This is a genomic window from Shewanella sp. SP1S2-4 (assembly GCF_031932075.1).
Lineage (GTDB): Bacteria > Pseudomonadota > Gammaproteobacteria > Enterobacterales > Shewanellaceae > Shewanella > Shewanella baltica.
On record NZ_JAUOET010000005.1, the window covers coordinates 211,507 to 225,525 of the forward strand.

Genomic DNA, 14,019 nt, shown 5'->3' on the forward strand with positions numbered 1-14,019 from the left:
TTTTTATCGGTTCATCCCAGCAGAATACCCCAGCTTAGCGCAGAAATGAATGCAGATAGGGCACGTTTAAGAAGCGTGGTCGACGTCGGTGTGATGGGACGCTTGCTTGGGTTTTATGGGTAAGATATTGGTTATGCTACCCTTTGTGCCGTCTTTTTGAACACACTGTTTAAAGTGATAGGCAGGGTTAAAATTCGCCTGACTGAAGTATTGGCTAAGCGTATTGAGCGCTTCTTTCACTTTCGCGGGCTGCTTATCCCGCGCTGAAGTGACGCTATACACGCTGTAGGTATTGAGTGACCACTCGGGTAAGAGGGTGACAAGCTGGCCGCTTTCGAGGTATTTGTGCACTTCAGGTTCGGGCAGGGCGGCAAATCCGAGACCATCGAGAGTGAGTTGGATTAATGCCTGCATATTATTGACTGTAATGCGCTGGCTTGTCAGCTCGAAGCACTCTTGGCTGCGGGCGAGGGTCAAGGTTTCACTGTTAGCGCAGTGGTGATTAATGCGATTAAAGGCTGCTAATTCAGTCGGGTGAATTAGCTTTTCATACGTGGGTATATAGTCTGACGAGGCACACAGCAACATACGCCAATCCGCTAAGTGGCGGGCAATTAAGTTAGAATCCGATAAGGGACCGATGCAAATTGCCAGATCTATGCCCTCGTTGACTATATCTATTGGGCCATCCTGCAGCAGTAAATTCAAACTTATCTGCGGATGCGCCGCCAACAGGTAGTTAAAGGGCTCGCTCAATAGGCCGCCGCCAAAACCTATGGGCGCGGCAATCTTTAATTCCCCCGAAGGAATCCCTTTCAAGTTATTGAGTTTTTGCTCTGTGCTTTCGACTATCGCGATGACTTTTCGGCAATTTTCATAGAACAAGCTGCCCGCCTCTGTGAGGGTAAGATTGCGAGTATTGCGGTGGAATAGACTGATCCCCATATCCATTTCGAGCTTAGTCACTTGTTGACTCACAGCCGAGGAGCTGAGGTTTAACTGCTGCGCTGCGGCGCTCATTGAGCCCTTTTCTGCGATTGCCGCAAAAACGATCATGCCTTTGATCATGTTTTTATTCATTTTTAAGTAACTCTTACAAGTGAATACCTAAAGTCTAACTTGAGCTGATTGTAACATAGGGATACATTGCCGTATTGAAAATTGTTCTCATTTACAATCTTTGTCCAATGGAGACTTGTCGGTTATGTTGTTAAGTCGTAAGAAGTACCTCGCTCAAGTGATCACCGCTTTATGTTTGTTGCCCGCAGTACCTGTGACTAATGCCCTTGCGGACACCGCGCCTGATAAAGAAAAGATGATGGAAAGAATCGTAGTGACCGCATCGGGATTTGAACAACAAATTCGCGACGCGCCCGCATCTATCAGTGTGATCACCCGTGAGGATCTGGATAACCGCTTCTATCGTGACTTAACCGATGCCATGTTAGAAGTCCCCGGTGTGGTGATTACCGGCGGCGCCGACCGTCAGGACATCAGCCTGCGGGGCATGGGCAGCCAATACACGTTAATTTTAGTGGATGGTAAACGCCAATCTTCGCGCGAGACACGTACTAACAGCGACGGTCCAGGTGTTGAAGGCGCTTGGACTCCACCATTGGCGGCCATCGATAGAATTGAAATTGTTCGCGGGCCTATGTCATCACTTTATGGTTCGGATGCCATTGGCGGCGTGATCAACATTATCACCCGTAAAGTGCCGAACGAGTGGCAGGGTGAAGTGCGACTCGACACGACATTGCAGGAAAAGTCGACCTCGGGAAATGTGTATCAGAGTAACTTTTTCGTCAACGGTGGTTTGATTAAAGATCTGCTGGGGATGCAACTGTACGGTCAATACACTCAGCGTGAAGAAGATAATATCTACGGCGGTTACCGTGGCCGTGATGCGACGAATCTGACCGCGCGTTTTGCGCTCACCCCCAATGAAAACCACGACATCATGCTCGAAGTTGGGATGTCAAACCAAGAACTCGACAGCAGCTTAGGCAAAACCGTTACACCGCTGGCGCCGGGCGAAGCCTGTGGTCGTCGCGGTTGTCCTCAATCTTCAACGACAGAATATGAAAACAGCACTATTTCGCTTTCACACACAGGGCGTTGGGACTTTGGTACCTCGGATTCTTATATCAAGCATGAGGTTTTCGATAACAAAACCCGCAAGATGAAGATCACTAACACGGATGTGCAATCTAGCCTGATCACCACCTTAGGCCAAAGCCATACGGCGACTTTTGGTGCGGCATTTAACCATCAAGATTTAACCGACGAAACCGGCAATCAGGTTAGCGACTTAACCGATATCAGCCGCAGACAATGGTCGGTATTTTCTGAGGATGAATGGCGCATAGTCGATAACTTTGCCCTGACCATGGGGCTGCGTTTGGATGATGATGAAAACTTTGGTCACCATGTCAGCCCGCGTGTTTACGGCGTGTGGGGATTAACCGACAGCACCACCTTAAAGGGCGGCGTGTCGACGGGCTTTAGGGCGCCGAGTTTGCGCCAGACAGTGCCCGATTGGGGACAAGTCAGCCGTGGCGGCAACATGTACGGTAATCCAGATTTACAACCCGAAACCTCTGTGAACTATGAGTTAGGTGTGTATTCGGATCTGACCGAGAGCATTACCGCCAGTGCGGGTGTGTTCTATAACGAGTTTAAAGATAAGATCACCCGCGTGGCCTGTCCTGCGACTCAATGTACCGATGGTCCCAATCAATTTGGTTCCGACCCAACCACTTACGTGAATATCGACGATGCTGTGACTCAAGGGATTGAGCTGAGTATCGATTATCGGATTCGCTCAAACCTGAGCTTTACGGGTAACTATACTTATACGGATTCAGAGCAAAAGACGGGTGCTTACAAAGGTAGTCCATTGAATCAATTGCCTAAGCATTTGATCCAAGCGTCGTTCAACTACGAGCCTATTGATAACTTGAGCACTTGGTTGAGAGTCAACTACCGTGGCGAAGAGAGCCAACCGACGACGGGACCGTCATCGAGCAGTTTAATCGCCCCTTCTTACACTCTGCTAGATTTGGGCGCTAACTATCAGTTGAACGATAGCCTGAAATTTAGCGCGGGTATTTATAACGCCTTCGATAAGGACATTACCCAAGAGGAATACGGTTATATCGAAGACGGCCGCCGCTATTGGTTAGGTATGACCTATAGTTTTTAAATTAAAAACATATCTCGTCCTGAAAGAAGCCAGCACTTAGCTGGCTTCTTTTTTGATTATTCAAAATTCGGTTTACGAATAAACAGGACGCTGAGATTTTGCTTTGGCGTGAACTGTTTTTGCTGGAACTCAAAGGTGAGTGGGTCAGTTTTTTTAAGCTCGCCATCAAAACATAAGCTAAGGAGATCTGTGGGCTGGGATTTTTTTAGGGTGAGTTTGAAGTCCTTAATCGACCCTTGCCAGTTATTGGCCGTCACCAAAATATAGCTAAGATGGCTCCATTCGACGCCAATCTCCTGATCTTCACCGTCTTGTTTAACGATAAGGTTGCGCTTCCTAATGCCTTGCTTGGCGCTTTCATCTAAACAGGCCAGTTCAGTATGAGTATCGATAATTTCGCTGGCGGGATAGGGAACACCCGTTGAAATACTCGGGCTGTAGCTATGGCTGATAGCGACAGATTGGCCCGCGGGAAATGTTTGTTGCCAGACAAAGTAATCGCTTAGGGTAAAGGCGATTTGTTGGTCCTCATCCAACCATTGCTGGGGGAGTGCGGGCTTACCCTTGGGGATTTCGGCATATTCGGCAAAGTAAGCGACTTCATCTACTCCCCAGCCAAGCTGTTTCAGCTCGGTTGAAATATCGGTTTTATCGGCAAGTTGGGCAACAAGCCTGTGCTGAGTTGGCTGGGTTTTACCATTCACTTTAAGGGTGAAGTTATCAATGCTGCTGTGATCGGCGGAGCCAAAAAACATCGGTGGCATGGGGAAGGCTATGGGGACGATAAGATCCTGCGAACTGGTGTTGGTAAACACATAATCGACCCTGACTTCGGTCTCGCTGATAAAGAGCAACTCTTTGTCCATACTGATATTAGGCTGGTATTTCAAGGTAATAGAGCCATTAGCATCGCCAAAACTGCTGTCGTTGGCAAAAGCCGGTGTGCTAAATAACAGCGCGGTTATCGTGCCAGTTAAGATGCGAAAATAAGATGGCATAAACATCTCGAGGGGAAGAAATATCAGACTAGCTGCGGCGAGCAAGCTCAATAGCCGCGGCGATGGCATTTCGCGCTTGGGGACTGTTTTTCCAACACGTGGTGCGTAGCATGCTGGCGACTAAGTTCGCGATATCATCCACTTCGTGTTGTGCCAGTTGTTGCAGTGAACTGATACCTATTTCTTCGAAGCGCTTTATCACAGTGGGGCCAACGCCTTTGAGTGCCAATAAAGCATGTTTTTCTTGTTCATTAAAACCCATAACGAATACTCCTTTATTGTTGGGATTGTGCTCAATTAATAGCACTGGGCAAGACTACCTTTAAACCGAGTTAACAAAAAGGCCCTCGAAGGGCCTGTTTAGTCTTTATGAATCAATAATCATCAATAAGTGTTACATATCACAGGGTTTGAGCGGTTTACGCAATTGGGCGCGCACATTGTCCATGCCTGAATAAAACTCTTTCATCATCAAGAGACCCATCATCTTGCCGTTGTCGGTCACGATCAGATTGTCGGGATCCCTTGGGTCATTCTTGATCGCACCAATTAACTTCATCGACGTCATTTCTTTAAACAAGGCGGTATCTAAGTTGACGCCAAAGGTGTCGCGGAAATATTTACGTGATAAACGGCCGGAGAACATGCCCAGCAAAAAGCGATATTGCATCACATCTTTTTTGCTGTAGTTCTTTTGCTGCTCGACGCCCATGTGGCCAGCTGCAATGCGTTCTTGGTACTTGCGCAGCGAGAAAGTGTTCACATAAAGCGTGTCATTTAAGAAGCTAAATGAGCCCGAACCTACACCTAAATACTCATCGTAGTCGATAACGTATTCGTCGAAGCCTTCGTCATTCGCCTTACCAAATGCCCATGCAGATAGTTGATTATATTGGCCATTTAGGCTGTTTAAGATCTGACGATATTGGTTGGCCATATCTGCCTGCGGCGCCGCTAATTTGCCTTTCACGCTCTTACGAGTTTGATGAGTGATCATCAGCGGATAAGTGGTAATTTGTCTTGGGTCGAGGCGCGATGCCATGTCGAGATCGTGTTGGATCACTTCATCGGTTTGGCCGCGGAAACCAAAGATCAGGTCGACGTTGATAATGGGGAACAGCTCTTTGGCGCCCATGATCTTGTCGAAGGTTTGTTGACCCGTACCGAACTTATCGAGTCGGTCAGTCATTTTTAAAATATCGTCATTAAAGCTTTGCACGCCGATAGACATGCGATCCACTAAGCCTTTGAGTTGCTTAAAGCCTGGGCTGTCTAAATGCTGCGGATCGGACTCGCAGGAGACTTCTTTAATGCTAGGAAATAGGGTTTTAGCGTGTTCTATGGTGCGGGCTAATTCGTCTTCTAATACTGTGGTGGTGCCGCCGCCAATGTACATAGATTCAAAGTCATAGCCGAGGGCTTTGACCATTTCCATCTCTTTACGCAATGAGATGAAATAGGCGCGTGCCTTGTCTTCCTTGAACATGAAACGGTGGAAGGTGCAGTAAGAACACAGGGTATGGCAGAAGGGGATATGCGCGTACAGCATATACTTTTTGCCTTCTACGGGCGCTGGCATCATTTCTGCGGAAAGGGTATCGAGGCGAAGATTCTTATCGACGTAGTACTGCATGACTCGTTCCATCGAGCCGAGCATCCAGTTAGGGACGGTAATATTCGCTTGATAAGGCGTTGCGATAGCGCCGCTGAGCGTTTGGATAACTGAAGACATAACGATTCCTATCTGTGAGTGCTAACCGTAAACACCGAAATTGCTTTAGGTAATTCACGACCACCTAGCGCAATAAGACTACATCGTATGTAATTGTTAAAACGTGAACTGGTTATAAGTTACGGTTTCCTAACAAGGAAATCACGGGCTTTTTGTTAAGCAGATCATGTTTTAGCGATCAGGAATGCATTTTTATCCTGCGCTTTGGGGCGGAATCTACTGTGAATTTGGGGAGTTAACTTAAGGTGTCAGTCGAAATGTGGAGATTAAAAAATCACCATTCTAGGCTTTATTGCTGGTGGATTAGCGCTTGTCTATCCAATGCTCGACTGTCATCATCCGAGCGATAAAATAACCTCATGATCTAAAGGGCTAGCTATGTTGGTAAACGTAAACCGCTTCTTCCCGCTGTTGGCACTCATAGGCGCTGTGACCGCTTATTTAATGCCGAGTTGGTTTACTGAGCTTAAATCCGCCATAGTGCCGCTGTTAGTGATCATCATGCTCTCTATGGGACTCACCTTAGATCTGCAGGATTTTGCTAATGCATTCAAACAAAAACGCGCCGTGCTGACTGGGTTGATACTGCAATTTTCGGTCATGCCGCTCAGCGCATTATTGATCAGCCAGTTATTAGGATTAGATAGGGAACTCACCATCGGCATGGTGTTGGTGGGCAGTGTTGCAGGTGGCACTGCCTCAAACGTAGTCTGTTATTTGGCAAAAGGCGATGTGGCTTTATCGATAACCATGACGGCACTGTCGACCTTAGCGGGCGTAGTATTAACGCCACTGATTATTAAGTTGTTGATTGGCGAAATGATCGATATTCCCTTCGCCGACATGCTACTGAGCTTAGTGAAAATCGTGCTGTTCCCCGTTAGCGCAGGCGTGATCATCAATCATTTTTTTAAATCGCTGGTGGCCAAAGTCGCTCCCGCATTGCCGTTGATTTCAATCTTGGCAATCGTGATGGCGATTACCATTATCGTGGCATTAAATGCCAATCAGTTTGATAAAGTTGGCCCCATTATTTTGCTGGCCGTGTTCTTACATAATGGTCTTGGTCTCGCCTTAGGCTATTTCTGTTGCCGTTTATTAGGCTTTAACCATACAGTCTGCAAAACCATTTCCATCGAAGTTGGCCTACAAAACTCCGGTCTCGCCACGGCTTTGTGTATCAAGTTTTTTAGCCCGATTTCTGCCATCCCCAGCGCGATATTCTCGATATGGCATAACCTATCAGGCGCCATCTTGGCGGGATATTGGGCGAGGGAATCGCAAGATTAAGATGTTGCTGGCGAAAATAGACAATACCTGTGGCCTAGCAAGCGCGGCCACAGGGTTAAATTGCTGTGACTAATTAACCGGTAATGGGGTCTCGATGGGCATGAGTGTCAGCTGCAAGATATTTTCTTGCTGGCTTAATGCCAGTGGCAGGGTGTAGTTGGGAAAGCGCAATCCGAATACGGCACCTTGTTGTAACAAGCGATACAGCTGATCTGTCATGGCAATCGTTAAGCTGGCACAACCATGCTCGTCGACTCTGCCTTCAAGTGGTAAAGCGATTTTGTCAGTTAAGGTTAGATACGCCGCCATACGCCAGTGCGAGTTTTCTCCAATATTGTATGTGCTGCCATGTAATTGGTTGTAGCCTAAACCACAGGCCTGCAAGCTTAATTGGGTTTTGGCCGCTGTGGGTAGCGAAATAGTCTGTTGCCGCTGCTGTGCCAGAAACGTGCCCCACGCCAGCCGATTTATAACTGAGTCCAGTGAGATGGGAACATACTGATCTTGCTGTTTTAATGCATGAAAGCGGGCAATGCCTTGTTCCAATTTAGTGAGATCGTCTTCATATTCCAGTTGTGACTTAAGCAGTTCATAAGCGGGAGCCTTCGCTTGTTCCATGCCCGCTAACGCCGCTTTCTCGTAGTATGCCAGTGCTTGCACTTTATCGGTTTCTGCGCCCAAACCGCGCTCTTCCATACTGCCTAAATGATAATTAGCGATGGCAACTTGACGCTTAGCACCTTGTAAAAATGCGGCTTTCGCGCCGCTGTAGTCATTTTCATTCAACAGTAGGGCGCCGTAGTTTGTCCACGCCGTACCGTTATCTGCTGCCATACCCAATTCTAGCCACTTTATGGCTTGCTGACGTAACTGCGGGAGGTCGAGACTTTCTCTTTCGCTGCCGACACTTTGCATCGCTATTAAGTAAGCGCGCAGATACTCGCGTGAGGCATTATCCAGATAGAGGTTATCGGGTTGAAGTTCAAAGGCTTGTCCAAAGTAACTCCCCGCTCGCTGCGCCGCTGCGATTGCTTTCGTTAGATAGAACCTTGAACTGGGATCTGCCGGACTGTGTGCTCGTCCTAGGTTATATAAGGTCGGTAGTTTAAGGCCCCGTGCCAGCGCTTCTTCTAACAAGGGGATGGCCTGCGTTTTTCGATCATTATCCAGCGCCATACTGCCCAGGTTATGGCTGGCACGGGCCGAACCTAAGGCTCTGGCTTGTTCATAGTATTGGCTGGCGGTGGCATTGTCTTGCGTGACGCCGCGGCCGAGATGGTAGGCTTTACCCAGTAGAAATAACGCCTCAGCATTGTTTTCTGCGGCTTGCTGCAGCGCTTGTTGCAAGAAAGCGTCGTATTGTTGTTGCTCAAATAACTGTTCCCGCGCGGATTTTTCCGCCGTTGCGGCAAAGCTTAGGGTCAACAGTAATAGGAGAGTCGCAATCGTGAATATCTTCATAACATCCTTGTAGTTAAGCGGGTACTTGCAAGCGGTAGTGCGAGTGAAGTTGGCTAACATAGAGGCTTGTTATGCTACAAGCAAGCCTTGCTGTTTGCCACTGTGTTATGACTTGCGGATAAAATGCAGCGATAGCACTGCCGTGGCTAATGTGTGGCATTGCCAGTTTGAAGGAGCTACCGACATTTTCCTTGATACCTAGTTTACCCGCCCCAATAGCCGTTTTACGGCTTTATGCCTCAGTACTAACGACGCTGATTTGTGTGTCGTTATTGACTGCAAAAATGGGGTGTTGCTGCATAGATGAAAGCCGTTTTAGTCAGTGAACTCGTTGAGTTCCACGCACTCATTTGCGCCATAGCGTCTAAAGCCAGCTTAGCTCTTTGCACGACTTTGGCGGTGTAATTGCCATTGGGATCTTTATATTTAAAGGACACTTCGGCAATAACGGGTTGCTGCGAGGCATTTGGGGAGCTGGTGTACCACAGCGTGAGTTCGAGTGAGGCGTCTATGCTGCCTAAATCGATTTCACTGCCTTCAAACACATATTCATTAATCGTAAGGCCACCGACTTTGGCGAGTGTGAGATTGTTACTTAAACCGTAAGCGTCGGCAAAGCCTGAAAAGTGACTATTTACATCGGCCATATCATTTAAGGTGCGGGTGTTTGGCGTGGTGGTTGAATGGCTATATACAATGCGGATGCCATTATTGATATCGGTACTGATGTCGGCTTCGAGTTTAGTGTCGGCTTGATTATCGGGTGAGCTGAGATCTTCAAAGTCAGCAATAAATCGATCAGGGCTGCGAAATTTGAGCGTCACTTCACTTTGGCCATCGCTCGTTCGGTCACGAAAGATATAACCTAACTGCTTTAGCTGACAACTGGTTGGGGTGTCATAGAAAGCTACTTGACGTGTTTTGGTTAATGCCCAAGAGCCTGTGATATTACGACTGATAGCGTTGCTAATGACTTGTTTAGCATCCGTTAGATAGTTATTGGCGGTTGTGCTTTGAGTAGCATAATTAAAGTGGCTTGGGTCGAGCAATAACTTATATTCCCTTGATGTTTCAACAGGATTTGCTTGTACCACACATGAAGCGAGCAGGACACTTGAGGCTAACGTGAATGACATCATCGCCTGTGAAGCTGTTCTCATCGGTTAATCCTTAAGTGATGTGCTGATGCAAGGTGGTTTATGCTTTCGTTATAACGACTTCTATTGCAATTTGAGTGCATCATGAGCCACCACTAAAGACAGTGGTGGCTCATGCGGTTGAATACTCAATGGTTATTTATCAGCCGATAAGGGCAAGTTGTCAACGATATACAAAGTGTTGCCGTCGATGTCACTTTGCGCACTATCGAGATATTTCTGTTCTAAGGTGTTGTTATTACTCCAAGTGGCAAAGTCATCGTCATTTAGCACACCCAAACGCTTATTATCAATTAGCCACAAACCTTCCATTTTGTCATGGGGATATTGTGTTTTGGCAGCCATATCTAGCACCAGTGATTTTGTCGCGGGTATGATGCCATTAGCTGCAAGTGCCTCCCAGCCATCGCTTAGCGCTACCTGCTCTAAGGTTTTACCTTTAATGGTTAAACCTAACGCCGCATCTTGGGCTATATCAGCTTGTGCAGTGACGGTCTCGAGATCTGTCGCGCCGCTGATATCTATCTTGTACACATGCTTCATCACATCAGTGTCGATATTAAAAAACTTGCCATCACGTTCTAACACTAAAAATTGGCTGTTACTTAAGGCAACGATTGCTGAGTTAGAGTTTTGGGCAATTTCTTGCTGATATAAATATTGGCTAATAGCGCCTGTCGCTAAGTTGATGGTCACGATTCGAGTCAGGGTATTGTTGTTAACACTCTTATCGGGATTGGAGATGGTCGATTGCATTATGCCCACAAGTGTCGACTGATCGGGCGTGATGGTCAGCCCTTCCATCCCTCGGTTGGCGCGGCGATGAGCAAATTCTGCCGGTAGGCTATATAAGTTGCGTGCATCGTCTGCGAAAGGATTAATCCGCGCTATTTCTACCCCTTCAGCCGAGTAATGCACTATGTGTGGACCATACTCATCGCTGACCCAAAAACTGCCATCATCCATGGCGGCGAGACCTTCAGAATCTAACCCATAATCATCGAGTTTGATGGGGTTGGTCTGGGCATTATAAGGCTGGCTCATGTCTTGACGAATGACTTCACCTGCTGCGTCATAGGGGATTTCTCCTGTGCCTCCAAGGCTACTGCTATTAGGCAGTCCAGTGATCAAGTTGCCATCAGGGCGTTTAAATAAGATGTCTTTGACCTTAGTGATAGTGCCATTGGTTTGCAGTTCAAACAAACCGATACGTGGCGTGTAGTCAGGCGTTGGAAACATTTTTCCTTTGCCTAAACTACCGCTGTAATCTGCATTCGGGCCGCGATCGGTGAGGGCATAAAATTGAATAGGGTTATTGGGGTTGGGCGCTGCATCAGAGCCATAGCCGCCGTTACGAATTTCAAATTTAGTACCAGGCATAGCGCCATTGTCTAAATCATCGCGCAGCACAGTGAAAGGTAAATGCACCGCTTTGTCCGTAAACAGGTCGGCGTTACATGCATAGCTGCTATCAACCACTTCATTACTGTCGAGCTTGCCGTTATCGTTGTTATCAAGACCTGAATCCGTGCGAGTGCCGCCCATCCAGCAGTGGCTATCACCGCCAATTAAGGTGGTTTGTGTGGTCAGGCTACTGATGTCTTTATCATCCGAATTACAAGCACTCAGTAGCAAAACTGACAGGCACAAGCCGGAGGTGACGAGCACATTTTTCATCTTAATATATCCCGATTCTTAAAGTGATTAGCTATGTTGTTGGCAGGTAATATAAAGTTAGGCTGTGAACTAAATGTGACAAGTGTGCCGCTTAACGTACCGAGTACGAATACGGTGTTCACGAGTAATACGGTATGTTGGCTGTGTATGAAAGCCCATGATGGCGTCGTTGATTGGCTGAGTCCGCAGTTTTTTAGTGGTATTTAATATTGTGGGAGTGAGTGGTGGGCAAACTTCATTTCTGAACTACAGGCTTCACGCTCTTATTATTGCTTTAGTACTGTTGACACTGAATCAATTTAATCATTTTTTGGTAAATAATTTTTTATAAAAATACAGTATTAATAATAGGTTAGTTTTCTTGGCTGCGATTTATATTGCAGGTGTGTGACGCGCTTTATATCTCATCTAAAAATCTGACAGCCCAATAATTTTTGTTATTAGGCCGCAGATTTAAAAGCTTTTTTCAGGGAGCCTAAATCTAAAGCTTAAAATGCGATACCACGCCGACGAGTTGTTCCTTCGTCGCGGCTAAAGCTGTAGCGCTGTTAAGGGTGGCTTTACCGCTTTGATTCAGTTCATCGACCATTTCACGAATGGTGGTCAGATTACGGTTTATTTCTTCGGTCACGGCGCTTTGCTCTTCGGCGGCGGTGGCGATTTGAGTGCTGAGCCCATTAATATCGAACACATAAGCGGTCAGGGTATCGAGGTTTTCCGTTACCAGAGTGGTTGTGTCAGCGGCTTGTTGGCAACTGTGTTTGGTTTGCTCCATTGCGGTCACGGCAGCATCGGCACCGCGGCGTAAACGTTCAAGCATCTGATTGATCTCGGATGTACTGGCTTGAGTACGAGCGGCCAATGTACGCACTTCATCGGCGACAACGGCAAAGCCTCGACCTTGTTCACCTGCGCGGGCGGCTTCGATAGCCGCATTGAGCGCGAGCAGATTAGTCTGATCGGCAATCTCGCCTATTACATTTAAAATAGCGGCGATATGACGAGTGTTTTCGTTCATATCATTAATCGCATCGGCTGCTACATCGACTTTAGTCACCAAGGCAATCACAGTGTTGGCGGCTTGTTCAACGGCTTTCTTCGATTTATCAGCTTGTTCATTGGCTTGCTGAGTAAACTGGGCTGCAGACGCGGCATCACCTGCAACGTTATGGGCAGTCGCGCTCATTTCTGTCATGGCCGTTACGACTTGGTCGGTTTCGACTGCGTGAGTTTGTAGCGCACCACTATTAGTATTGGATTGCACATTCAGTTGGCCAATTTGGTCAGACATGTGATCTGAGGCTTGGGTAATATCTGAGATGATATGGCGTAGATTATCGATAACGCGATCGAGATCGGTGGCGAGTGAGCAGAGTTCGTTGTCACCCTTTATGTTTGTCTTATGTGTCAGGTCGCCATTGGCTAGGCGTTCCATTACCAGCTTAATGTCATTGACGATTCGGACTAAGCGTTTGCTCATAAAGAGCGCGCTGAGGAGAGAGGCGATGATGGCAATTAGGATTAGGCCAAGGAGCAATGCCTCGGTGGCGTTCACTTTGTCTTCGGCTTGTTTGCCAAGATCATGGTTTCGCTGAGTGATCAACTTAACTAATTGATTAATCTCATTGCTTACTTTGGGTCCAAGGGCCTTGCGCTCGAGTGTTAGTTCAGGCTCTGCGCCAGTTTGTTTGGCGTAGTTGATTTCTTGCTGATACAGACGCACATATTGCTCAATTTGCGGCAACAGCGTACGGATCGTTCTGGCATCTGGCCCCATAAAATCGGTGTTGAAGTTTGCGAGTTTCTCTATGAGCAGCTGCACATTTCGTTGTTGTGAGCTGATGGCGTCAGTGTTATGGACTAATGTTGCTAAACGCAGTTCAAAGAAGGATTCACGCACACTAGTGAAGGTTTCGGCGAGCTGGGTATTGTTGACCAGTTTGCTGCTGGTGTCATTGAGTTCGGCAAAGCCCCGATAGGAGAAAATACCGATAATGATCAATAGAAAACTCGAAAATACTGAAGGCAGCGCCGTCAATGTGCTGGTTTTTGCATTGTTAAACATGGTGGCCTACTGAGGTATAAATCAAGAGAGGTGTAATTAAATTACATATAGCGGCCATTTTAACGCTTGGTATTACACAGTCGCAAGGTGATATTCTGAGCCTTTTTGGTGTAAATTTATGTTTTTAAAGGGGTTGTTATTGTTTTGTTGGTTTGAAATAACCTCCTGGTTGTTATATGTTGTGTAATTAAAATTCAATAATATCTCAGTTAATTGATTTTTAAGGTAAAAATAAAGCAGGGTTAGCCGCCATTCTACAGCTTATTAACAGTGCAAAAGGCGATTGTGACGCAGATCGCAAAACACGCAAACGCTGCCCAAAGGGTTTGTCTGGCAAGCTCCTGCTCGTACTATCAATTACACGATCTGCTCCTCAGGTGGGAGGAATAACGGCACTTCACTCTTTGTTTCGCGATCACGAGCTTGCCATGGCG

General features: G+C 46.9%; 10 protein-coding genes. 2 read left to right on the forward strand and 8 right to left on the reverse strand.

What is annotated here, in order from left to right; translation table 11 throughout:
* Positions 1-66: 66 nt before the first annotated feature.
* Positions 67-1,080: a LysR family transcriptional regulator gene (locus Q4Q52_RS08020; protein WP_311990304.1), complete on the reverse strand. Its 1,014-nt coding sequence runs from the start codon at positions 1,078-1,080 to the stop codon at positions 67-69.
* Positions 1,081-1,204: 124 nt separating this feature from the next.
* Here Q4Q52_RS08020 and Q4Q52_RS08025 point away from each other — a divergent pair, with 124 nt between their 5' ends.
* Entirely contained in the window at positions 1,205-3,205 is a 2,001-nt protein-coding gene (locus Q4Q52_RS08025; protein ID WP_311990305.1) for a ligand-gated channel protein, read from the forward strand.
* A gap of 56 nt (positions 3,206-3,261) precedes the next feature.
* On the opposite strand, the gene Q4Q52_RS08030 is transcribed toward Q4Q52_RS08025, so the two are convergent.
* From Q4Q52_RS08030 to Q4Q52_RS08040, 3 genes are all read right to left on the reverse strand, one after another.
* Positions 3,262-4,203, reverse strand: a complete 942-nt coding sequence (locus Q4Q52_RS08030; protein WP_311990306.1) for a DUF4424 domain-containing protein — start codon at positions 4,201-4,203, stop codon at positions 3,262-3,264.
* Between the two features lie 28 nt (positions 4,204-4,231).
* Complete coding sequence (locus tag Q4Q52_RS08035; RefSeq protein WP_106649081.1) at positions 4,232-4,465, reverse strand: hypothetical protein; 234 nt, start codon at positions 4,463-4,465, stop codon at positions 4,232-4,234.
* A gap of 132 nt (positions 4,466-4,597) precedes the next feature.
* Positions 4,598-5,935 (reverse strand): coproporphyrinogen III oxidase family protein, encoded by a 1,338-nt coding sequence (locus Q4Q52_RS08040; RefSeq protein ID WP_311990307.1) that lies wholly within the window; start codon positions 5,933-5,935, stop codon positions 4,598-4,600.
* A 378-nt stretch (positions 5,936-6,313) separates the two neighbouring features.
* Between Q4Q52_RS08040 and Q4Q52_RS08045 the strand changes: the two genes are divergently transcribed.
* A complete protein-coding gene (locus Q4Q52_RS08045; RefSeq protein ID WP_311990308.1) occupies positions 6,314-7,225 on the forward strand; it encodes a bile acid:sodium symporter family protein in 912 nt (303 codons plus the stop codon).
* Positions 7,226-7,294: 69 nt separating this feature from the next.
* On the opposite strand, the gene Q4Q52_RS08050 is transcribed toward Q4Q52_RS08045, so the two are convergent.
* From Q4Q52_RS08050 to Q4Q52_RS08065, 4 genes are all read right to left on the reverse strand, one after another.
* A complete protein-coding gene (locus tag Q4Q52_RS08050; protein WP_311990309.1) occupies positions 7,295-8,686 on the reverse strand; it encodes a hypothetical protein in 1,392 nt (463 codons plus the stop codon).
* A gap of 269 nt (positions 8,687-8,955) precedes the next feature.
* The gene (locus Q4Q52_RS08055; protein ID WP_311990310.1) at positions 8,956-9,846 is read right to left on the reverse strand and encodes a hypothetical protein; all 891 of its coding nucleotides are present in this window, start codon (positions 9,844-9,846) and stop codon (positions 8,956-8,958) included.
* 132 nt (positions 9,847-9,978) lie between these two features.
* Positions 9,979-11,520: an esterase-like activity of phytase family protein gene (locus Q4Q52_RS08060; RefSeq protein ID WP_311990311.1), complete on the reverse strand. Its 1,542-nt coding sequence runs from the start codon at positions 11,518-11,520 to the stop codon at positions 9,979-9,981.
* A 481-nt stretch (positions 11,521-12,001) separates the two neighbouring features.
* Positions 12,002-13,585 (reverse strand): methyl-accepting chemotaxis protein, encoded by a 1,584-nt coding sequence (locus tag Q4Q52_RS08065; protein WP_311990312.1) that lies wholly within the window; start codon positions 13,583-13,585, stop codon positions 12,002-12,004.
* Positions 13,586-14,019 lie beyond the last annotated feature (434 nt).

Excerpts from the sequence above, each read along its gene's own strand:
- Q4Q52_RS08020 (WP_311990304.1), bottom strand. The coding sequence starts at position 1,080 with ATGAATAAAAACATGATCAAAGGCATGATCGTTTTTGCGGCAATCGCA.
- Q4Q52_RS08025 (WP_311990305.1), top strand. The coding sequence starts at position 1,205 with ATGTTGTTAAGTCGTAAGAAGTACCTCGCTCAAGTGATCACCGCTTTA.
- Q4Q52_RS08030 (WP_311990306.1), bottom strand. The coding sequence starts at position 4,203 with ATGCCATCTTATTTTCGCATCTTAACTGGCACGATAACCGCGCTGTTA.
- Q4Q52_RS08035 (WP_106649081.1), bottom strand. The coding sequence starts at position 4,465 with ATGGGTTTTAATGAACAAGAAAAACATGCTTTATTGGCACTCAAAGGC.
- Q4Q52_RS08040 (WP_311990307.1), bottom strand. The coding sequence starts at position 5,935 with ATGTCTTCAGTTATCCAAACGCTCAGCGGCGCTATCGCAACGCCTTAT.
- Q4Q52_RS08045 (WP_311990308.1), top strand. The coding sequence starts at position 6,314 with ATGTTGGTAAACGTAAACCGCTTCTTCCCGCTGTTGGCACTCATAGGC.
- Q4Q52_RS08050 (WP_311990309.1), bottom strand. The coding sequence starts at position 8,686 with ATGAAGATATTCACGATTGCGACTCTCCTATTACTGTTGACCCTAAGC.
- Q4Q52_RS08055 (WP_311990310.1), bottom strand. The coding sequence starts at position 9,846 with ATGAGAACAGCTTCACAGGCGATGATGTCATTCACGTTAGCCTCAAGT.
- Q4Q52_RS08060 (WP_311990311.1), bottom strand. The coding sequence starts at position 11,520 with ATGAAAAATGTGCTCGTCACCTCCGGCTTGTGCCTGTCAGTTTTGCTA.
- Q4Q52_RS08065 (WP_311990312.1), bottom strand. The coding sequence starts at position 13,585 with ATGTTTAACAATGCAAAAACCAGCACATTGACGGCGCTGCCTTCAGTA.